Source organism: Pseudomonas brassicacearum (assembly GCF_003732265.1).
GTDB lineage: Bacteria > Pseudomonadota > Gammaproteobacteria > Pseudomonadales > Pseudomonadaceae > Aquipseudomonas > Aquipseudomonas brassicacearum_D.
In genome coordinates, this window is record NZ_MOBK01000009.1 from 1 (window position 1) to 19,629 (window position 19,629).

The following is a 19,629-nucleotide window of genomic DNA, read 5'->3' on the forward strand; positions in this document are numbered from 1 at the left end:
TGGTTGGCATACATGCACCTCTTACTCATGTTATGCCCGAACACAAAATTTCTGACACCCCCATCCAGTACGTGTTTTCTCAACCATTCAGTACTCAATTCCCTCACCCCCCTTCAAAACCCACCCCGCCTCCCCAGTCACCAACCTGTACTCAACCTGCCGCATCTTCCCCGTCCTCCCCGCGCCAGCCACCGCACTGTCATAAACCGGAAACCGCCGCACCAACACATTCTCCACCACCGCAAACTCATCTTCCCCCTGATACCCCTCAGCCACCTTCGCGTTCTCACTAACCGGCGGAAGGTAAATCTCGCTCAGCGACTTCTTATGGTTAGCCGCATACGCCACCAACTCCCCCGGCATGCCGCGGCCCGGTGCTCTGGCGAACACGTAAATCTCCGGCGAGCCATCGCGATCAAGGTCGGCGACCTCCGCACGGACAATGTTGCCCGTCAGCGGTCGAGTGATAGCCGAGTTGTCGATTTCCAACCCTTGCGGCGAGATACGCACCACGGGATTCCCGTCGACCCATTCGCCTTTCACCTGAAAACGTATGCCTTGCAGTTCGAGCGTCTGATCAAACGGCTGGGCGCTGTCCGTCGCCGGGCTGAGGTTTAGAGACAGGTTGTAGTTGGCCACTTGATTGCGCCGCGCGGCGTTGCGCATCTGGTACACCTGGACCGTGTACACGCCATCAGTTGGCAACGGGCCCATGAAGTGATTGCCCATGATCGAGCCGTTGAACAGCGCCGTGTCCTGGCCTTTGGCGGCGATGTTGAAGTAGGCCGATGCATCGGAGGGTTTGAGGTCGACGGTCAGTATCTGGCCTGCTTTTGCACTGACGCGGTATTGCGCGGTGAGTGGGCCTTTGATGGATTGGTCGAACCTGGCGCTGTCGTTGCCTTTATCAAAAGGAACCTGCTCGACACGCGGTTCGACCTGAGACGCGGCCTGCGCAAAAGTGGCGATTGCTGAAAACAGACCGACGGTAATCCAGCGATTCATGAATATTTTCCTGAAAAGACTGAAGCGAAGAATAGATCAGCGACTCGATCAGGCACTGCAAACGGTGGATCATCGATTTGATCGGTCGCGAAAATCCGTACTGGAAGTCGTCGCGATCCGCCTCGATTCCGCCGTCATCTTCCGGTGGCTTGTGTCGATAAGTATTAAAGTACTGACGCCAGTCCAGCGTCGTCCGAAGAAGGGTTTGTAACCGGACGTAGAAGCCCGGTTTAGACGAGTCTGTTGGGAAAACGTGGCAATAACATGACACTTTGAATCTAATAAATGCCGTCAAATAAATGACTGTATTTTCGCTCGGCGTTAGTTTAGACAAACTATTGACAGTACCCTCCTGAACTCCCATTATCGGCCGCGTTTTGGTGGCCTTGCGCCATGAAAGCGGCGGAATTCAACCACTCGTATCCGCTCAACTGTTCAGGGAGAAAGTCATGTTTGTCGAGCGAATACTGGTCACCGGCGGGGCGGGTTTTATTGGGTCGCACCTTGTTGAAGCGTTGCTTGGCAAGGGCTACAAGGTTCGCGTGCTGGATAATTTGTCGACCGGCAAAGTGGCTAATCTGCCGATGGACAATGCCAATCTGAACCTGGTCATCGGTGATGCGGCGGATGGTGCTGTCGTTGAACAGGCCATGCGCGATTGCAGCGCTGTCGTTCACCTGGCGGCGGTCGCCTCGGTGCAAGCCTCGGTGGATGATCCGGTCAGCACTCATCAAAGCAACTTCGTCAGCACCCTGAACGTCTGCGAAAGCATGTCGAAAGCCGGGATCAAGCGTGTGGTGTATGCGTCCAGCGCGGCCATTTACGGCAACAACGGTGAAGGCACGGCGATTCACGAAGACACGCCGAAATCCCCGCTCACGCCGTACGCCGCCGACAAACTGGCCGGTGAGTACTACCTGGATTTCTATCGCCGCGAGCACGGCCTGGAACCGATGATCTTCCGCTTCTTCAACATCTTCGGCCCGCGCCAGGATCCGTCTTCGCCGTACTCCGGCGTGATCAGCATTTTTACCAAGCTGGCCATGGCCGAGCAATCGGTAGCGATCTTCGGTGACGGTGGGCAGACCCGCGACTTCGTTTACGTTCAGGATCTGGTGAGCATTCTTGTGCAGGCACTGGAAGTGAACGAACCGAAACCCGGTGCGGTCAACGTAGGGCTCAGCCGTTCCACCAGTCTCAACGACCTGATCGCTGAACTGGGGACTGTTGTCGGCACTCCGTTGAAGGTGATTCATCACGCACCACGGCAAGGCGACATTCGCCACTCGCGTGCCAACAACGCTCGCCTGCTCGAGCGTTTCAAACTCCCTGAGCCGACCACTATCGGCAAGGGTTTAGCACAGCTTATCCGCAGTCTGTAACTCGGCCGGTCACTCGGTACGACGTTCAATCAGCATCGACTCAGTCACACTCAAGAGTGCGTTATGGAAATCGTTTTTCGCAGGACGCGTGTCCGCTCGGCCGCCAAACGGCTGTTGGCTGCCATCGCGCTTATCGTGAGTGGCCCGGCAGCCCAGGCCGCCGCGTTGCCACAGCCCTCCAGTGTGACGTTCTGGTACGCCGATCAGCCGCCGATCCCGGAACTCGCACAGTTCGACTGGTCGGTGGTCGAGCCCGGGCATATGACCCAGGGCGACGTCAAAACCCTGCGCAAGTTGGGCAGCCAGCCATTCGCTTACCTGTCGATTGGCGAGTTCGCCGGCAACAAGGACGACATCGAAAAAGCCCACCTCGCCGGTGCGGTCAGCCCGGTGCGCAACGGCGCTTGGGACAGTCAGGTGATGAACCTGGCAGCGCCGGCGTGGCGTGAACATTTGTTCGGCCGCGCCAAGACGTTGCAGGCCGAAGGCTATGCAGGGTTGTTCCTCGACACCCTCGACAGTTTCCAGTTGCAACCTGAGGCAGACCGAGAAACTCAACGTCTGGCGCTCGCCAGTTTCCTGCGCGAATTGCACCAGCGTCAGCCGACATTGAAGCTGTTTTTCAACCGTGGCTTTGAAGTCCTGCCCGAACTGGATGGCGTGGCTGCTGCGGTGGCTGTCGAGTCGATCCACGCTGGTTGGGACGCGACCGCCAAGCGTTATCGCCCGGTGCCTGAAGCCGACCGCGCGTGGCTGGAAACCCAGATCCAACCCTTGCGCGCCAAAGGCATTCCGCTGGTGGCCATCGACTACTTGCCGCCAGAGCGCCGCGACGAAGCGCGCAAACTGGCCAAGCGTCTGCGCGAAGAGGGTTTCATTCCGTACATCGGCACCCCTGAACTGGACTCGATGGGCGTCAGCAACATCGAAGTCCAGCCGCGCCGGGTCGCGCTGCTGTTCGACCCGCGCGAAGGCGACCTGATCCGCAACGCCGGGCATACCTTGCTCGGCGGCTTGCTCGAATACCTCGGCTACCGCGTGGATTACCTGCCGGTGGACAACACCCTCCCGCAGTACCGCTTCAGCGGTTTGTACGCCGGCGTCATCACCTGGATGACCAGCGGCCCGCCGCAGGACGCCCCGGCGTTCAACAGCTGGATCGGCAAGCGCCTGGACGAGCAAGTCCCGGTGGTGTTCTTTTCCGGGCTGCCGATTCTGGACCCGTTGCTGCTCAAGCGTCTGGGCTTGACCCGCGAAGCGCCTATCGGTACGCAAGCATTGAGCGTCACTTATCAGGACAAGGCGCTGATCGGAGCGTTCGAAGCACCGGTGCAGCCCCGATCCCGTGACCTGACCGCGATTTCCCTGCTGCCCAAAGGCCCGAAAGCCGCGTTGCTGCTGACCGCCGCCGACGGCCAGACCTTTGCTCCAGTCGCTGTCGCCGACTGGGGCGGCCTCGCCCTTGCGCCGTATATTCTGGAAGCGAACAACGAGCGCAGCCGCTGGATTCTCGACCCGTTCGCGTTCCTTCAAGCCAGCCTGCGCCTGCCGGTGCAACCGCGTCCGGACACCACCACCGAAAACGGTCGGCGTATCGCCACGGTGCACATCGACGGCGATGGTTTCCCGTCGCGCGCCGAAGTGCGCGGCACGCCGTATGCCGGCAAGCAGGTGCTCGACGACTTCATCCGGCCCAATCCGTTTCTGACCTCGGTGTCGGTGATCGAAGGTGAAATTTCGCCGCGCGGGATGTTCCCGTTTCTCGCCCGTGAACTGGAGCCGATTGCCCGTGAGCTGTTCGCCGACCCGAAAGTCGAAGTCGCCACGCACACCTTCAGCCATCCGTTTTTCCTGCAGCCTGAACTGGCCAAGCAACGCGAAAACTTCCACCCGGAATACGGCTTGAAAATGGCCATTCCGGGCTACGACAAAATCGACTTCCGCCGCGAGATTTTTGGTTCGCGCGACTACATCAACCAACACCTCACCACCCCGGAAAAACCGGTGAAGATGGTGTTCTGGCCGGGCGATGCATTGCCCTCGGCCGCCACCATCAAACTGGCTTACGACGCCGGCCTGAAAAACGTCAACGGCGCCGAGACCATGATGACCAAGGCCAACCCGTCACTGACCGGTTTGAACCCGTTGCTGCGCCCCACCGAAGGCGGCTTGCAGTACTACGCGCCGATCATCAACGAGAACCTCTACACCAACCTGTGGAAAGGCCCGTATTACGGCTTCCGCGATGTGATCGACACCTTTGAACTCACCGACAGCCCGCGGCGCATGCGCGGCCTGCACCTGTATTACCACTTCTATTCGAGCACCAAGCAGGCCTCGATCAAGGCCATGGGCGAGATCTACGGCTACATGAAAACGCAGCAGCCGATGTCGCTGTGGATGAGCGACTACCTCGATCGTTTGCACGGTTTGTATCAAGTGAGCATGGCGCGCACCGCCGAGGGCGCCTGGCAGATTCGTGGGCTCGACGCACTGCGCACCGTGCGGCTCGACCCGCAAATGGGTTGGCCGGACTTGATGCGCTCGCAAGGCGTGGCCGGTGTTCGCGACTTGCCGCAGGGCCGTTACGTGGCCTTGAGCAGCGACCATGCATTGCTGGTATTGCGTCCCGATCGGGATGAACGGCCGGCACTCGAAGACGCCAATCTGCCGCTGGTGGACTGGCGCTACGTGGATGAACGTCAGGTGGACTTTTCGTTTGCCGGGCAGGTCGACCTGACCTTCTCCGTGCGCGCCTCGGGCACATGCCGGGTTGAAGTGGACGGACAACGTTTTGCAGGCAAGGCATCCGCCGGCCTGTGGACTTTTCAATTACCAATGAAGCAGGTGAGTCATGGTCAGCTCTTCTGCAACTAAAAGCAGCCGCCTGCTCAATCCGTGGACGTTGGCGGTGGTGGCAGTGGCGGTCGGTGGCATCCTTTGGCTGACGTTCCAGCGCGAAGAAGTGTTCCAGCCCGATGGTCGAGAGCCGGATGCGGTGTCGGCCAATTACGCCGAACTGCTGTTGTCGGCGCACCCGGACGACGACCATTTGCGCCTGCAATTGGTCGACCTGTTGATTCGTCTCGGCGACTACACCAAGGCGCGTCAGCACCTTGAGAATTGGCCGACACCGCAGCTCGGGTTGCAGGCCTATTACCGGTTGGAACTCGATGCGCTGGAAGCGGCGAAAGCTGACGATCCGATCGCTCAAAAAGCCTTGATCGAACGCCTGCAAAGCTTCGATCACAGCCTGCTGCCGCTGCCGCAATTGCAGAACCTGGCCAAGCTGGCGCTGACCCTTCAAGCGCCGGCGTTCGCTGCCAGCGTCTACGAAGAAATCGCCGGGCGCGATCCGGCGCAGCGCAACGAGTCGCTCAAGTCCGCCGCGCAGTGGTATCTGGCCGGTGAGAAACCGGATCGCGCCGCCGAGATTTATCTGCAACTGAAAAAGGACAGTAAAGGGCCCGAGCGTCGTGAATACGCGCAACTGGCCTTCAACAGCCTGTTGGCCGCCGGTCACGGTGATCAGGCCGCGCAGGTGCTCGCCGATGAATTGGATCAGCTCAAGGATCCGGCGGATGCGGCGTGGCTGGAGCAGGGCGTCGATGTCGCCGTCGGCAACCAGCGTTTCGATCTGGCGCAGCGATTCCTTGATCAGTGGCGAGTCTTGCAGCCGGACAACCCGCAAATCCTCAGGAAAGAATTCGGCATGCGCCTGGCGCTTGGCGATCTGGCGGGTGCCTGGGAAAGCGGTGAGCAACTCGTGGCCGAACACCCGGATGATTTGGCCTTGCTCGAGCAAATGGCGCATCTGGGCGAATGGCGCGGCGATGGTCAGGCTGCCCTGGCCTATTGGATTCGCTTGCTCCAACTGCACGAAGACCCGCAAACACGCGAACGCGCGTGGCGTCTGGCAAGCCAGCAGTACGACTTCGATCAGGCGATCCCTTTGCTCGCCGACATCATGCAGCAACGTGCGCTGACCGACGTCGAGCTTGATGCGCTGATCTACGGCCACGAATCACGCGGCACGCCGACCCAGGCCGAAGCCTGGTTGCGCGCTTACCTGAACAAGTACCCGACCCATCGCCTGGCGTGGACGCGTTTGGTGCAGAACCTGGAAAACACCGGGCAGTACGCGCACAAGGCCGAGACTTACAAGAGCTACTCGAAACGTTTTGCCCTGACCACCACCGAGCGCATCGACTGGGCTAACACCTATCTGAAGCTGTTTGATAATCAGGCGGCGTGGAGCGTGTTGCAGATCGACAACCGCAAGATCACTGATGAGGAATATTGGAGTCTGCGTTCGTCGCTGGCCTGGGATCTGGAGCTCGACGACGAGCTGCAAGCGTCGCTGGAAAAACTCCTCGCCCTTCGGGGTTCGCTCAATAGCGGTGACGAAAATCAGCTGATCACGATGTACCGCACCAGCGATCCGAAACGCGCCCTGACCATGATGGTCGGCAGTTGGCAGCGCGTGCATGATCCGCTGCGTCTGGTCGAAGCCTTGCAACAAGCTCAGGACTTGCAGGACTGGCCGCAAGTTGCCGCCCTGCTCAAGAGTGCCGAGCAATACCCGGACGCCAACGAGCAAGCGCAGGTGCTGGCGATTCGCGGTGCCCTGGCGGTGCAGCAGGGACAAACCGAAGAAGCGCAGCGTTTGTACCAGTTGGGCTTGTCGCGCTTCCCGGATGACAATCTGTTTCGCGAACGCCTGATGTGGCTCTACATCGATCAGGGCAACACCACCGCGCTGAAACCGTTGCTGACGGAATGGCGCCCGCAGGCGCGGCAAGACCGGATTTTGTGGCTGCCGTTCGCCAGTGCCAGCCAGTTGCTCGGTCGTGAAAGTGAAGCGCTGGCCTGGTATCGCCTGTACCTCAAGACCAGCCCGCAGGATTGGCTGGTGCGCGCGGCGTATGCCGATGCCCTCGAAAGCGCCGGTTATCGCGATGCGGCCCAACGCCTGCGTCTGAAGTTACTGCGCAGCCCTGAGGGCGAAGAGATCAAGCCGTCGTCCCAGCGTTACGCGATCTGGTTGCGCCTCATGGCCAGCAGCTATTCGCCGGGCAAAGCGGCGAACGAAGTCGCGCAGTGGAAGGACGGATCGCCGGCGATGCTGCAATTGTGGTTCGAGCGATTGCTGGCGCGTCTCGACGCGACGAACCAGGAATCGCAGAAAGACCAGTGGCTGGATTGGGCCCGTAGCCAGGGCTTGAAGGTCGAGCGTTATGAAGAGATTCAGCAAGCCTTGCGCAGCCGCAACAAACAGCAGGTCGAAACCCTGTTGGCCAGCAACGACCTGAACCCGGCGCAACGTGCGCAGGCCCTGAGTCGTCTTGGCCGATACGCCGAAGCCCTCGACCTTAGCGAGTCCGCACTCGGTGACGATCAACCGGCCGCGGTGCGTGAACAACTGCGTCGTCAGGCCGTGGAGCTTCAGGAATTGACGCCGCAAGGCGCGCAGGTGTCCTGGCATCAACAGGATTTCGGTGGCCTGGACTACAGCGGCCCGCGCCTTGAAGTGGCGCACAACCTGGGCGATCAGTGGTACGCCAACCTTGAGCTGGAGCAGGGCACTTACAACAGCGATCAACTGATTGAAACGCGCATGGGCGACGAGAACAACGCCGGCCTGACCTTGCAGCGTTTCGTCGACGACGGCAGCTACAAGCTGTTCGCCGACACCAGCCAACGCAAGGACGACGACCGCAATGGCCTGGGCCTTTCGCGGATCTGGCAGCTGGACGTCAGTGATCAGCTCGAGGCGGGCCTGGACTGGAATCGCAAAAGCGAAGACAGCGGCTTGATGCGCGCTTTCGGCCAGCACGACAGCCTGTGGCTCGGCGGTCGTCACGGCTTGTCGGCGCGGGATCAGATCAGTTGGGAAGTGGCGCAGAAATCCTTCTCCACCCGCGCCGGCGATGCCCTGGGCAACGGCCAGGCGCTGAAGATGGAATACAACCACACGCTGGAATTTGCCGGGCCTAACTGGACCGTGCGCAGCGGTGTCGATTATCAGCACAACAACGTCAAGGACCGCACCCTGGACTACCTGTCCAGCGCCAATGGCGGCCCGGTGAAAAGCGTTGATAACTCGGATGATCCAGCGGTCGTCACGGCCGAAGATCTGCTGCAAAGCCGTTACGGCCAACTCTATGTCGGCAGCTCCTGGCGTCGCGGTTTGCCGGGCGCGCTGGTGCGCACTCGTGCGCAATACACCTGGCTGGTGGACGTCACGGCGGGCTGGCAATGGCTGGATCAAACCTTCAACTACGGCATCAACACCGGGATCGGCGTCGAAGTGCTGGGCGATGACGAATTGGCCCTGACCTTCGGCTACCAATCCGCGCCACAAGGCGGGGATGGTCAGGCGGGCGGAACACTGGGTGTGAGCTACGGCGTGCGATTCGGACGCTGATCATGAAATGTTTACGGGAGAAAAACTGATGCAAGCAATTCGTAATCTGAGCCTGGCTCTGGCAGTCCTGTTCGTCGCCGGATGCGCCAGCTTCACCGGCGACACCAGCCCTAATCTGCCGCGTAATGCGAAGTGGGGCGTGGTGCCGATGGTCAACTATTCGCAAACGCCGCAGGCCGGCGAGCGCAGTGAGCAAATCCTGCTCAGCGTCCTCAGCAGCCATGGTCTGCAACCACGGGTTTACCCGGCCAGCACTCAGGGTGAACAAGCGCTGATGGACGACAACGAACGCCTGGCCGGCGCCCTCGATTGGGCCCGCGATCAGAAGCTCGATTACGTGGTATCCGGCAGCGTTGAAGAGTGGCAGTACAAGAACGGTCTGGACGGCGAACCGGCGGTGGGCATCAGCCTGCGCGTGCTCGAAGCCAGCAGCGGTCGTGTGCTCTGGAGCAAAAGCGGCGCGCGCGCCGGTTGGTCCCGTGAAAGCCTCGCCGGCACCGCGCAAACGGTGCTCGACACACTTGTTGGCGCCCTTCGGTTCGAGTGAATGCAATGAATTCTCCTCACATGGATTACAGCCTCGCGCCGCGTGCCAGCGGCCCGGTGTCCTGGCTGGAAACGCTGTTGGTGACTGGCGGGGCTATCGGCCTCGGCCTGTGGCTGACCCCGCAAGACCCGCTGCAAATGCACGCCGGTTTTCCCTGGCCGGTGTTGGCGCCGTTGCTGCTCGGTGTGCGTTACGGTTTTGTGCGCGGCCTGGTCAGCGCCAGTCTGCTGGTGATGGCGATGTTCGCCCTGCGTTACGTCGGGCATGAAGGCTACGAGCAGCTCGATCCGTCGTTCATCGTCGGCGTGCTGGTCAGCGGCATGCTGGTGGGTGAGGTTCGCGATCTGTGGGAGCGGCGCTTGCAGCGTCTGCAGATGGCCAACGATTACCGCCAGTACCGTCTCGACGAATTCACCCGTGCGCACCAGATTCTGCGCGTCTCCCACGACCTGCTGGAGCAGCGCGTGGCGGGCAGCGATCAGAGTTTGCGCAGCTCCTTGCTCGGCTTGCGCGACAAGTTGCGAGTGATGCCGGACGAAGGCGATGCACTGGCCGCGCTGGCCGACCCGATCGTGACCATGCTCGGTCAGTACGGCGCGTTGCGCGTGGCCGGTTTGTACCGCGTCGACGAGCGTGAAGAAAACGTCTTGCCGGAAGCCTTGGCGACCATCGGCATCATGGGGCCGTTGGGCACCGAGGACGGTCTGGTCAAGCTGTGCCTTGAGCGTGGTGAACTGGTCAGCGTGCGTCAGGAACTGATCGATGCCGGCAGTTCGGCGCAGTTCTCCTCGTTGCAGGCGTGCATTCCGCTGATCGACGCCGAAGGTCGCTTGCTGGCGATTCTGGCGGTGCGGCAGATGCCGTTCTTCGCGTTTCAGGATCGCACGTTGAGCCTGTTGGCCTTGCTCGCCGGACACATCGCCGACCTGCTGCGTCGCGACCCGCACGTGCTGCAACTGGCCGACGCCGATGCGCAGCACTTCACGCTGCAACTCAAGCGCTCGCTGGTGGATGTCGAACAGCACAAGTTGGCGGCCGGTCTTTTTGCATTCGAAATGACCCGTCCCAACGATGAACTGGCGCGACTGTTTGAGCGCAGTCAGCGCGGCCTCGATCTGCAATTGTCGCTGCGTAACGACCGCGATCATTCGTTGTTGCTGGTGCTGTTGCCGTTGACCAGTCCGCAAGGCAGCGAAGGGTATCTGGCGCGGATCAACCTGTTGCTGCACGAGCACTTTGGTATCGAAAGCAGCCTGGAAAGCCTTGGCGTGCGTGTGCTGCCGTTCAACCTGGAGCCTGGCTGTGAACGCAACGGGCTGCGTAATTTCCTGTTCAACGAGTGTGGCCTGAATGATCAGCAAGTGGCTGTTTAGCGGAGCCTTGTTGTTAGAGGCGGGCAGTTGGGCCAGCTTGTGGCTCACGGCGCCTGAATTACAACAACTGCTGGTGTTCACCTTGAGCCATGGCCTGGCCTGCGTGATGTTGTGCGCGGCGGTGTGGTTGCTGTTGCCGGCGCGTTACCGTTCGCCGCTGCCGTGGAGCCCGCTGTTCATCTTCAGCCTGGCGTTCTTTGTGCCGGTGCTCGGGGCGGTCGGCGTGGTGGCGGCGATTTTCCCGGCGCTGTACCTGCCGCGCAAACGCGACAAGCAGGCATGGCAAGCGGTGGGCATTCCGAAACTGCCATATCGGGCGCAACTGCAATTGCACAAACCGGTATTTGCCGATGGCGGTTTGCAGGACGTGTTGCGTCATGCGCCCGATCCGGACCAGCGTCTGGCCGCGTTGCTGGCCACCCGCCGTATGCCCGGCAAAGAAGCCGTGCCGATCCTCAAACTGGCACTGGCCGACCCGAGCGACGATGTGCGGCTGCTGGCGTACTCGATGCTCGACAAGCAGGAAAGCGACATCAACCTGCACATCCAGATCGCCCTCGGTGAACTGCCCGACGCCAACGCCAAGGCGGCGGGCGCGCTGCACGGCCGGTTGGCGCGTTGGTATTGGGAGCTGGCGTATCTGGGGCTGGCGCAAGGCAGTGTGCTTGACCACGTGCTCAATCAGGCCAGCGAACATGCCGAGCTCGGCCTGGAAGCAGGCGAGGGCGGTGAACTGTTTCTGCTGGCCGGGCGCATCGCGCTGGAGCGTGGTGACATCGAGCGCGCTGAAGTGCTGCTCCGTCAGGCCCAGGAGAATGGCATGGGCGCCGCGCAGGTGCTGCCGTTCCACGCAGAACTGGCCTTTGAGGCCGGTCGTTATCACGAAATTCCCGGACTGCTCGCACGCCTTCCCGAGGAAACCCGTCAGCGGCCACCCTTCGCTGCATTGGTCAGGAGCTGGACATGAGTCACAAGGAACAGGCACCCGTTGCCGACATCTGCCTGCTGCTCGAAGGCACCTGGCCTTACGTGCGCGGCGGCGTTTCCAGCTGGATTCACCAGATGATCCTCGGCCTGCCGGAACTGACCTTCTCGGTGATGTTCATTGGCGGCCAGCGTCAGGCGTATTCGGCGCGCCGCTATGAAGTGCCGGCCAACGTGCTGCACATCGAAGAAGTGTTCCTCGAAGACGCCACGCATCCGACCAAGACGCTGGGCGATCCGCGCGAGGCTGACGAACAGCAGTTGCAGGATTTGTATCGCTTCCTGCATCACCCGGATGCACCTGACCTCGACATGGGCGAACGCCTGCTCGACTGCATCGCCCAAGGCCGCATGACCCTCGACGATGTGCTGCGCAGCCGCGCCAGTTGGGAAACCCTGAGCGAAGGCTACCGTCAGCATTGCGCCGACCCGTCCTTCGTCAATTATTTCTGGACCCTGCGCTCGATGCAGTCGCCGTTGCTGATGCTCGCTGAAGCCGCACGACGGATGCCGAAAGCGCGGGTGCTGCATTCGATTTCCACCGGCTACGCGGGCTTTCTCGGGTGCATCCTCAAGCAGCGCTGGAACTGCACCTATTTGCTCAGCGAGCACGGCATCTACACCAAGGAGCGCAAGATCGACCTGGCCCAGGCCAGCTGGATTGCCGAGAGTTCGGGCCAGGCGCTGAACCGCAGCCTCGATGCCGGTTCGGGTTACATCCGCACCTTGTGGGTACGCTTCTTCGAGCGCATCGGCCAGCTGACGTACAACAGCGCTGACAACATCATCGCGCTCTACGACGGCAACCGTCAGCGGCAGATCAAGGACGGCGCCATGGCGTCCCGCACCCAGGTGATTCCGAATGGTATCGACCTGCCGGTATGGACCGCCGCGCTGGAATCCCGTGCCCACGGTATTGCGCCGGTCGTCGGCCTGATCGGCCGTGTGGTGCCGATCAAGGACGTCAAAACCTTTCTGCGGGCCATGCGCGGGGTGATCAGCGCCATGCCCCACGCTGAAGGCTGGATCGTCGGCCCGGAAGAGGAAGACCCGGAATACGTCGGCGAATGCCGCAGTCTGATGGCCAGCCTGGGCCTGGAGGGCAAGGTGCATTTCCTCGGCTTCCAGCGCATCCAGGACATCCTGCCGAAACTTGGCCTGATGGTGCTGACCTCGATCAGCGAGGCGCAACCGCTGGTGATCCTCGAAGCCTGGGCCGCCGGTACGCCGGTGGTCAGCAGCGACGTCGGTTCGTGCCGCGAATTGATCGAGGGCGGCAGCGCCGAAGACCGCGACCTCGGGCACGCCGGCAAAGTGGTGGCGATTGCCGACCCGCAAGCCACCAGCGCGGCGATCCTCGAACTGTTGCGCAGCCCGCAACGCTGGCAGGCCGCGCAGGCCAGCGGCTTGTTGCGGGTCACTCGTTACTACACCGAAGCCTTGATGCTGCAGCGTTATCGCGACTTGTATCAAGCTGCCATGGAGAACAGTTAAATGGCCGGGATTGGCTTCGAACTGCGAAAAATCCTTTCGCGGGATTCCTACACCGCGACCTTGCACGCCTATGTTTACGCGGGGCTGATCAGCTCCGGGCCGTGGGTGTTGTCGATCATCAGCGTGATGTTGGTGGGGATCATCAGTATCGGCCTGTTGCTGCCGAACGCCTTGGTCGGGCAGTTTCTGGTGACGGTGACGTACCTGATGGCCACCTCGCTGATCCTCACGGGCGGCCTGCAGTTGTTCTTCACCCGGTTCGTGTCCGACCGTTTGTTTGAACACAAGTACGATCAGATTCTGCCCAACCTGTTGGGCGTGTTGTTGCTGGTCACCCTGGGCGCCGGGCTGCTCGGCATCGTCGTGCTGGGCCTGTTGTTCGACCAGCCGCTGATCTACCGCGTACTGGTGTTGGCCAACTTTGTGGTGCTGTGCAACTTGTGGCTGGTGATCATCTTCCTCTCGGGGATGAAGGCTTATAACCGCATCTTGCTGGTGATGCTGGTGGGTTACGCGCTGATGGTCGCGAGTGCTTACTTGCTGAGCTTTCTGCAGATGCCGGGCTTGCTGCTGGCGCTGTTGATCGGGCACAGCACGCTGCTGTTCCTGTTCCTCTACGACATCCTGCGCGAGTACCGGGCCGAGAAACTCATCGCCTTCGATTTCCTCGCCCGGCGCAACGTTTTCCTCAGCCTGCTGGCCACCGGTTTCTTCTACAACCTGGGCATCTGGATCGACAAATTCCTGTTCTGGTTCAACCCCGGTACTTCTAACGCAATCGTCGGCCCGCTGCGTGCGTCGATCCTCTACGACTTGCCGATCTTCCTCGCATACCTGGCGATCATCCCTGGCATGGCGGTGTTTCTGGTGCGCATCGAAACCGATTTTGCCGAGTGGTACGACCGTCTGTTCCGGGCGATCCGCGAAGGCGAAACCTTGCAGCACATCGGTCAGCTGAAAACCGAAATGACCTTGTCGATCCGCCAGGGCTTGCTGGAAATCTGCAAGGTCCAGGGGCTGACGGCGGTGCTGTTGTTCCTGTTCGCGCCGCGCTTGCTCGACTGGCTGGGCATCTCCAGTTACTACCTGCCACTGTTCTACATCGACCTGATCGGCGTGAGCATTCAAGTGGTGTTCATGGCCTTGCTCAACGTGTTCTTCTATCTGGACAAACGCACCGTGGTGCTGGAACTGTGCGTGCTGTTCGCGGTGTTGAACGCGATGCTGACGCTGTTCAGCATGTACCTGGGCCCGAGCTTCTTTGGTTATGGGTTTACGTTGTCGTTGCTGATCTGTGTATTGCTGGGTTTGCACCGGCTGACCACGGCGCTGGAAGATCTGGAGTACGACACGTTCATGCTGTCGCGCTGACGGTTGTTTCAGGCGTGAGAAAAGGCACTGGCGGTTATCGCTCAGTGCCTTTTTTTCATCCGACGAACGTTGCCGGTGAACCGGTGCGGCGCTGCTAGGCTTGCCTACTCTGTCGCTTCCCTTCAGGAGTCACGGCCATGAGTACTGCACTGGAAACCGTTCTGTACACCGCAAAAACCCACACCGTCGGCGGCCGCACCGGCACCGGCAAGTCCAGCGATGGCGAACTCGACGTCACCTTCAGCTCCCCCGGCTCGGGCAAGCCCGGCACCAACCCGGAGCAACTGTTTGCGCTGGGTTATTCGGCGTGTTTTATCGGCGCGATCCAGGTGGCGGCGGGCAAGATGAAAATCAAATTGCCGGAAGACACGTCGGTGGATGCCGAGGTGGATCTGGGTAAAACCAGTGGTGGCGATTTTCAGTTGGCGGTCAGGTTGAACGTCAACATTCCGGGGCTGGAGGATGGGGTGAAGCGTGAGCTGGCTGAGGCGGCGCATCAGATGTGCCCGTACTCGCGGATGACCCGCGGGCATGTTTCGGTTGATCTGAAAGTGGTGTAGATCTCCGCCTTACACTGGACTGCCTTTGTAGGAGTGAGCCTGCTCGCGATGGCCATCGTTCATTCAACATGGATGTTGACTGACACGCCGCCATCGCGAGCAGGCTCACTCCTACAAGGGATCAGCGGTGTGGCGCAGATCTCGGGGGCCAGAGCCTAGTTCGAAGCCCCAACTCCAAACTTCAAACCACCCCAACTCCAATCCTTCGACTGCTTCGTGTAACACCCCGGCTGATTGGCCGGCTCGGCATCACAGGCAATCCGCCCGTTCTTGCTGGTGTCGGTGGTGCGGTCGTTGTAGTACGCACAGCCAGACGTCAGGGAAAGGGTTAACACGACAATCAGTGTTTTGAGTTTCATGGCGCCATCCTTGGGAGTAGGACGACAGCATAGGCCTGATTGTGTTGAACCGCCCAAACCAAACCCCAGATGCAACAAAACCCGCACTTGGCGGGTTTTGCTTTGCTTCGTATTTGGTGGAGCCGGGGGGATTTGAACCCCCGTTCTCTGTGTGTATTTGCTGGTCTAAACGGCAAATGCTGCTGAAATGCTGCTGAAACTACTGATTTGCAACCTTCAGGCCTGCGGCTTTGATGGCTTGAATATCAGCGGTTCTGATCTGGGCGCATGCTTGTCCCAAGGCGGTATTAGGGCTTTCCTCCCAAATTGGAGGCAGCTCAATCACCAGCGACTCGCGGGAGGCTTGCCATGCCTCCCATGCTTTTTGCGTTTCTTGGCTGGTGTAACCGGGCGCGACAGCAACCGATGTGGTGAGTCCGCATACAATCTGAGCAGAGCAACTTACCCAAAGCTCATATCCTTGGTTTTTTGCCCATGCTTCGAACCCTTCGCGCATTTTCTCGCTCATGTCGACTTTCTCCAGGGTCTGTGTCGCCAAAGTACAAGCAGAATAAACGCCTGATAGGTGCTTGCCGCCAGAAATACGGGGGTATCCAGCCAGATATTCCCGCTCAAGATTAGGGAGGGTAAAATTCCAACTGCCAGTCCAGACGCGCTGACTATAGGTAGCCAAACGTTCTTGCTCATGCTGACTCCTCCTTAGGGAGTTGAACCGGCGTCCCGAACATCTCGACGGCACGATTGCCGGAAGTGTCGTTTTCGCTCGGGATCCATCGGCCGTAGACTCGAGCGATCATCGTCCAGTCTTTGTGGCCCATCTGTTTTGCTACCCACATCGGATGTTCCCCGGCCGACAGCATCATTGACGCATACGTGTGCCGGGTCTGGTACGGGTTCCGATACCGAACCTTCGCCTTCCTGAGCGTCGGTATCCAGAAGCTTTTGCGAATGGCCTGATCGCCGTCGAACGGCTTGCCGTATCTCGGGTCATGGAAAATCACGCCACCTTCTATATAGGTGTGCACCTTCTGAGCCGTCAGCGCCTCCAGCGCCATTGGCAAAAGCTTCACGCTACGTATGCCCGCCGCCGTCTTCGGCAACTCCGCTTCCTTGGCCGCTCTGGTCAGCCCTCGCGATATCCGAATCTCCCCCCGTAACCAATCCACATCTCCCCATTCTACCGCGATGAGTTCGCTCGTTCGTAGGCCAGTCCATATGGCGAACTGCAACAGGTTCCGGTACTGCCCATCTGTTCCAGCCAGAATCAGCCGTTGTTCCTCCGGCGAGAACGGGTCGATCTCATCCTCGGTCTTCGGCTTCTCCCTTACCGCGTACGTCCAGCCCGCCATAGGGTTGATCTCGATCAGCTCGTCATGCACCGCGTCATTCAGCGCCGACCTTAGGCAGCTCTGCACGTTCGACAGGCGCTTGTTCGAAGCATCCATGCTCGCCATCGCCTCCTTGATCATCTTGCGACTGAGCAGCACCAGGGGATGAGCGCCCAGCTTCGGCACCAGAACACCGTCGATGATTTTCCGATAGCCGTCGATGGTGCTGGCCTTCAACCCCTTCTCTTTCTTCTCTAGCCAGCTTGCGAGGTATTTCGACAGCGGGACTTGCCCGGTCTGGTATCCAAGCCGATTGGCTCGCTTGGACTTGGGAAAGGTGGCCAGATAGTCGAACGTGCCGTTGTAGATCGCCAGTTCGATAGCCGCCTTGTGCTGCTCGGCGCGCTTTAGATTAGCGGGGCTGGGCTCAATTGGGAGGCGCTCGCGGCACTGGACGCCCTCGAGCATGAAGGTGATCTCAATGCTGCTCTTGGACGCCGCTCGAACGCCGCTGCGCTTTCCACCCATTCCGCATACCCATCCACACTTATTAGAGGTTTATTGTCCGGCGCATGCCTCCACACCAGCCCCTTAGGCCATGTGCCGTCAGCGATCTTTGCTCGAATCGCGGCCTCAGTGTAGCCACTTTCGGTGGCGAACTGGCTGATCGTCTTGTATTTGACCATCTCAACCCTCCTTGCTCATCTGCTTTGCATTAAAGCCGGCGGTGGCCCAGTCGCTCAGCGTACTGGGCAACTCATGCGGAGCCGCGCTCATGTCAGCATCGATAGCCGCACTCCAGTCTTCCGGCAGCGTGTTTTCCTTCAGCCGCTCCAGCAGTCCGCCGTCGTGCCATGTTGACTTGATGTGCTGATACCGTGCGGCGTCGGCAAGCAGCATCAAAACCACCTCGGGACTGCACAGCCGCAGATATCGGCCGATGCCGACAGCGCTCAGGTTCTGAGGCCCGCCCTGGAACTGGGCGATCTTGCAGAGTTCGATCATTTCGGCTCGGTCATTCATCCTTCACCGTCCCGCCGGCTGATTCAATGGCTGCAATAACATCGCTCAAGAACATCCGCTCAGTTCCAGGCAGATGCTGGCCGCCATGATGTTTGGACAGGTCCACCACAACACTCGCCGCCCCATCCCTGAACCCGTCAGCCGCAGCATTGGCCATGTCTACGGCGGTGTAGAGCGGAGTAGGCCCGCCGCGCAGGTGCTCGATCATCTGCGCCTGCTGGGCGATGGTGGCTTGGGCTGCGATCAGGTCGCCGTTGTCGCGCAAGGTTTGCTGGAGTGGGTGCAGATCTGGCTGGCGTAGAACAAGATCCTTTATCACTGCCGAGCGTCCACGGCCATGAAAATGCTCTTGCTCGGATAGTGCTCGCTGGTAGTTGTCGATCAGCACGCCTTTGTAGCCCTCGACCTCAAGAAGCCATGCAATAGTCTCACTCATAACCGCCTCCAGTTAGCAGCCGACACCCGCGCCCAGCGCTCTTGGGTGACGATGATGAAATTACGAATCCCTGTCAGCACTGGATGCATCTCTCCATCGAATTCGACGAAGCTTTCACGTTTGCCGATTTCCGGGACGCGATCGATAGTGTCAAGCAGCTTTCCGGGGCCGCCATCTTCGTTCTGGGCGTGCACGTCAAAGGCTGCCATGGCGCACTACCTCCAAAACCTGCTTGATCCCTTTTGCATAGTCCGCTGGCCTTACCTGAGCCGTCAGCTCCAGATTGCAGGCCATCGTTTCCACCGGCCCGCGCTCGTCGAACATGCAGCGCGGCATATAGACGGCAGACGCAAGCAGTTCGGCCGCGTACAGCCGGCCTTCTCTTTCTTCGATATGAGACATGACGATGCTCCGGCCGCTGGGCGGCAAGCAGTGAGTTGTCAATTAGGGGCTTACAACTGGAGGGTGAGGCTCAGCGGCAGTACACGCAGTAGAACCAGGCGAGGGCGATCATGGCTTCTGCCTCAAAATAAGCCTGCACCGCTCGGGCTTGAAATAATCATCAATGGCGATGGCGGCCCACAGATAAGACGCGCACAGGAGAAAGGTTGTCATGCCATCACCCACTTGAACGCAAAGGACATCGGCAGCCAGCAGAAGATCAGGCTGAATAAAATGGCTTTAGGGATCATCGATCTATCTCCTCCAGCCTATGAACATCGCCGCCAATCTTTCTTGCTAGCACTCCTGCCAAGCGCTTCGCCTCTTCTCGGCCGCCGTCCGTGTAAATGCACAGAGTGATGTAGGATTGGCAATGCCAGATGCAGACCAGATAGTTCATGAATTCATCTCCTTGACCTTGTCGAGGCAGGCCGGGGCGCTCAAATGCATAGCGGTCCAGATCGTCTGCATCTCAATCGATTCGGGGTCGACGCCTTGTCGCTCACATTCCTGCCAGCCTGCGTTTTTCATCTCCAGAGTTGCCACTATGGGTACGAGCTTCCAGCCATCAGTGACCGCTACCGGCGCGGGCGACGAGTCAAACAGAGGGGTCAGCGTGTAGCACTGGCGGTCGTAGACTTCGGCGTATTCCTTGTCCGTGATTAGTGTTCGGTCATCATCGGAGAACTCAGGTTGCATCGTTCCCCACGCCACCGGTTGGCGCTCGACGACTGGGGCGGCGAGGATTGAATTTAGTTCTTTTGCGATCTGTCCAACGTAAACATAATCTGGATCGATTTTCCCAGTTTCAGAAAACGCAGATATGATCCGTTCGGCCAGCTCCCGCGACATGGTTACGGTTTTATCGTTGGTCATGGCTTGCGGCCTCGCTATTTTAC

Annotated in this window: 19 protein-coding genes; 9 read left to right on the forward strand and 10 right to left on the reverse strand. The window is 59.9% G+C overall.

Translation table 11 applies throughout. The features are described from left to right. Positions 1 to 87 precede the first annotated feature (87 nt). Positions 88 to 1,005 (reverse strand): hypothetical protein, encoded by a 918-nt coding sequence (locus tag BK660_RS22585; RefSeq protein ID WP_123435162.1) that lies wholly within the window; start codon positions 1,003 to 1,005, stop codon positions 88 to 90. A 449-nt stretch (positions 1,006 to 1,454) separates the two neighbouring features. Here BK660_RS22585 and BK660_RS22590 point away from each other — a divergent pair, with 449 nt between their 5' ends. The 9 genes from BK660_RS22590 (at position 1,455) to BK660_RS22630 (ending at position 15,143) form a co-directional block, all read left to right on the forward strand. Then, positions 1,455 to 2,387 carry an NAD-dependent epimerase/dehydratase family protein gene (locus tag BK660_RS22590; RefSeq protein ID WP_123435163.1) on the forward strand — a complete coding sequence of 311 codons (933 nt, stop codon included), beginning with the start codon at positions 1,455 to 1,457 and terminating at the stop codon, positions 2,385 to 2,387. Between the two features lie 63 nt (positions 2,388 to 2,450). Next, positions 2,451 to 5,264 (forward strand): bifunctional glycoside hydrolase/polysaccharide deacetylase family protein, encoded by a 2,814-nt coding sequence (locus BK660_RS22595; protein WP_123435164.1) that lies wholly within the window; start codon positions 2,451 to 2,453, stop codon positions 5,262 to 5,264. After that, positions 5,242 to 8,814, forward strand: coding sequence for a tetratricopeptide repeat protein (locus BK660_RS22600; protein WP_123435165.1), 3,573 nt, complete (start codon positions 5,242 to 5,244; stop codon positions 8,812 to 8,814). The genes BK660_RS22595 and BK660_RS22600 overlap by 23 nt, the downstream gene beginning before the upstream one ends. A gap of 28 nt (positions 8,815 to 8,842) precedes the next feature. After that, complete coding sequence (locus BK660_RS22605; RefSeq protein WP_123435166.1) at positions 8,843 to 9,361, forward strand: penicillin-binding protein activator LpoB; 519 nt, start codon at positions 8,843 to 8,845, stop codon at positions 9,359 to 9,361. A 5-nt stretch (positions 9,362 to 9,366) separates the two neighbouring features. Next, complete coding sequence (locus BK660_RS22610) at positions 9,367 to 10,734, forward strand: PelD GGDEF domain-containing protein (protein WP_259698525.1); 1,368 nt, start codon at positions 9,367 to 9,369, stop codon at positions 10,732 to 10,734. After that, the gene (locus tag BK660_RS22615; protein ID WP_123435168.1) at positions 10,712 to 11,701 is read left to right on the forward strand and encodes a tetratricopeptide repeat protein; all 990 of its coding nucleotides are present in this window, start codon (positions 10,712 to 10,714) and stop codon (positions 11,699 to 11,701) included. Before BK660_RS22610 ends, BK660_RS22615 begins: the two co-directional genes overlap by 23 nt. Continuing rightward, positions 11,698 to 13,212 (forward strand): GT4 family glycosyltransferase PelF, encoded by a 1,515-nt coding sequence (gene pelF, locus BK660_RS22620; protein WP_123435169.1) that lies wholly within the window; start codon positions 11,698 to 11,700, stop codon positions 13,210 to 13,212. Before BK660_RS22615 ends, pelF begins: the two co-directional genes overlap by 4 nt. Next, positions 13,213 to 14,583: an exopolysaccharide Pel transporter PelG gene (gene pelG / locus BK660_RS22625; RefSeq protein WP_123435170.1), complete on the forward strand. Its 1,371-nt coding sequence runs from the start codon at positions 13,213 to 13,215 to the stop codon at positions 14,581 to 14,583. 137 nt (positions 14,584 to 14,720) lie between these two features. Continuing rightward, entirely contained in the window at positions 14,721 to 15,143 is a 423-nt protein-coding gene (locus tag BK660_RS22630; RefSeq protein ID WP_123435171.1) for an organic hydroperoxide resistance protein, read from the forward strand. Between the two features lie 155 nt (positions 15,144 to 15,298). On the opposite strand, the gene BK660_RS22635 is transcribed toward BK660_RS22630, so the two are convergent. The 9 genes from BK660_RS22635 to BK660_RS22675 form a co-directional block, all read right to left on the reverse strand. Beyond that, the gene (locus BK660_RS22635; protein WP_123435172.1) at positions 15,299 to 15,502 is read right to left on the reverse strand and encodes a hypothetical protein; all 204 of its coding nucleotides are present in this window, start codon (positions 15,500 to 15,502) and stop codon (positions 15,299 to 15,301) included. A gap of 199 nt (positions 15,503 to 15,701) precedes the next feature. Beyond that, entirely contained in the window at positions 15,702 to 16,175 is a 474-nt protein-coding gene (locus BK660_RS22640; RefSeq protein ID WP_148057455.1) for a phiTE_015 family protein, read from the reverse strand. A 10-nt stretch (positions 16,176 to 16,185) separates the two neighbouring features. After that, a complete protein-coding gene (locus BK660_RS22650) occupies positions 16,186 to 17,358 on the reverse strand; it encodes an Arm DNA-binding domain-containing protein (protein WP_123435175.1) in 1,173 nt (390 codons plus the stop codon). A gap of 159 nt (positions 17,359 to 17,517) precedes the next feature. Then, positions 17,518 to 17,835, reverse strand: coding sequence for a hypothetical protein (locus BK660_RS22655; protein ID WP_148057456.1), 318 nt, complete (start codon positions 17,833 to 17,835; stop codon positions 17,518 to 17,520). A 10-nt stretch (positions 17,836 to 17,845) separates the two neighbouring features. Beyond that, the gene (locus tag BK660_RS22660; RefSeq protein ID WP_123435177.1) at positions 17,846 to 18,289 is read right to left on the reverse strand and encodes a hypothetical protein; all 444 of its coding nucleotides are present in this window, start codon (positions 18,287 to 18,289) and stop codon (positions 17,846 to 17,848) included. Then, positions 18,286 to 18,498, reverse strand: coding sequence for a hypothetical protein (locus BK660_RS22665; protein ID WP_123435178.1), 213 nt, complete (start codon positions 18,496 to 18,498; stop codon positions 18,286 to 18,288). The genes BK660_RS22660 and BK660_RS22665 overlap by 4 nt, the downstream gene beginning before the upstream one ends. Further along, positions 18,485 to 18,691, reverse strand: coding sequence for a hypothetical protein (locus BK660_RS22670; RefSeq protein ID WP_123435179.1), 207 nt, complete (start codon positions 18,689 to 18,691; stop codon positions 18,485 to 18,487). Before BK660_RS22670 ends, BK660_RS22665 begins: the two co-directional genes overlap by 14 nt. A 286-nt stretch (positions 18,692 to 18,977) precedes the next feature. Further along, positions 18,978 to 19,130 carry a hypothetical protein gene (locus BK660_RS32660; protein WP_185045183.1) on the reverse strand — a complete coding sequence of 51 codons (153 nt, stop codon included), beginning with the start codon at positions 19,128 to 19,130 and terminating at the stop codon, positions 18,978 to 18,980. Then, complete coding sequence (locus tag BK660_RS22675) at positions 19,127 to 19,606, reverse strand: hypothetical protein (RefSeq protein WP_148057457.1); 480 nt, start codon at positions 19,604 to 19,606, stop codon at positions 19,127 to 19,129. The genes BK660_RS32660 and BK660_RS22675 overlap by 4 nt, the downstream gene beginning before the upstream one ends. Between the last annotated feature and the right edge of the window lie 23 nt (positions 19,607 to 19,629).

Bases quoted from the DNA above. Each gene is read 5' to 3' on its own strand.
- BK660_RS22585 (WP_123435162.1), bottom strand. From the start codon at position 1,005: ATGAATCGCTGGATTACCGTCGGTCTGTTTTCAGCAATCGCCACTTTT.
- BK660_RS22590 (WP_123435163.1), top strand. From the start codon at position 1,455: ATGTTTGTCGAGCGAATACTGGTCACCGGCGGGGCGGGTTTTATTGGG.
- BK660_RS22595 (WP_123435164.1), top strand. From the start codon at position 2,451: ATGGAAATCGTTTTTCGCAGGACGCGTGTCCGCTCGGCCGCCAAACGG.
- BK660_RS22600 (WP_123435165.1), top strand. From the start codon at position 5,242: ATGGTCAGCTCTTCTGCAACTAAAAGCAGCCGCCTGCTCAATCCGTGG.
- BK660_RS22605 (WP_123435166.1), top strand. From the start codon at position 8,843: ATGCAAGCAATTCGTAATCTGAGCCTGGCTCTGGCAGTCCTGTTCGTC.
- BK660_RS22610 (WP_259698525.1), top strand. From the start codon at position 9,367: ATGAATTCTCCTCACATGGATTACAGCCTCGCGCCGCGTGCCAGCGGC.
- BK660_RS22615 (WP_123435168.1), top strand. From the start codon at position 10,712: ATGATCAGCAAGTGGCTGTTTAGCGGAGCCTTGTTGTTAGAGGCGGGC.
- pelF (WP_123435169.1), top strand. From the start codon at position 11,698: ATGAGTCACAAGGAACAGGCACCCGTTGCCGACATCTGCCTGCTGCTC.
- pelG (WP_123435170.1), top strand. From the start codon at position 13,213: ATGGCCGGGATTGGCTTCGAACTGCGAAAAATCCTTTCGCGGGATTCC.
- BK660_RS22630 (WP_123435171.1), top strand. From the start codon at position 14,721: ATGAGTACTGCACTGGAAACCGTTCTGTACACCGCAAAAACCCACACC.
- BK660_RS22635 (WP_123435172.1), bottom strand. From the start codon at position 15,502: ATGAAACTCAAAACACTGATTGTCGTGTTAACCCTTTCCCTGACGTCT.
- BK660_RS22650 (WP_123435175.1), bottom strand. From the start codon at position 17,358: ATGGGTGGAAAGCGCAGCGGCGTTCGAGCGGCGTCCAAGAGCAGCATT.
- BK660_RS22655 (WP_148057456.1), bottom strand. From the start codon at position 17,835: ATGATCGAACTCTGCAAGATCGCCCAGTTCCAGGGCGGGCCTCAGAAC.
- BK660_RS22660 (WP_123435177.1), bottom strand. From the start codon at position 18,289: ATGAGTGAGACTATTGCATGGCTTCTTGAGGTCGAGGGCTACAAAGGC.
- BK660_RS22665 (WP_123435178.1), bottom strand. From the start codon at position 18,498: ATGGCAGCCTTTGACGTGCACGCCCAGAACGAAGATGGCGGCCCCGGA.
- BK660_RS22670 (WP_123435179.1), bottom strand. From the start codon at position 18,691: ATGTCTCATATCGAAGAAAGAGAAGGCCGGCTGTACGCGGCCGAACTG.
- BK660_RS32660 (WP_185045183.1), bottom strand. From the start codon at position 19,130: ATGAACTATCTGGTCTGCATCTGGCATTGCCAATCCTACATCACTCTG.
- BK660_RS22675 (WP_148057457.1), bottom strand. From the start codon at position 19,606: ATGACCAACGATAAAACCGTAACCATGTCGCGGGAGCTGGCCGAACGG.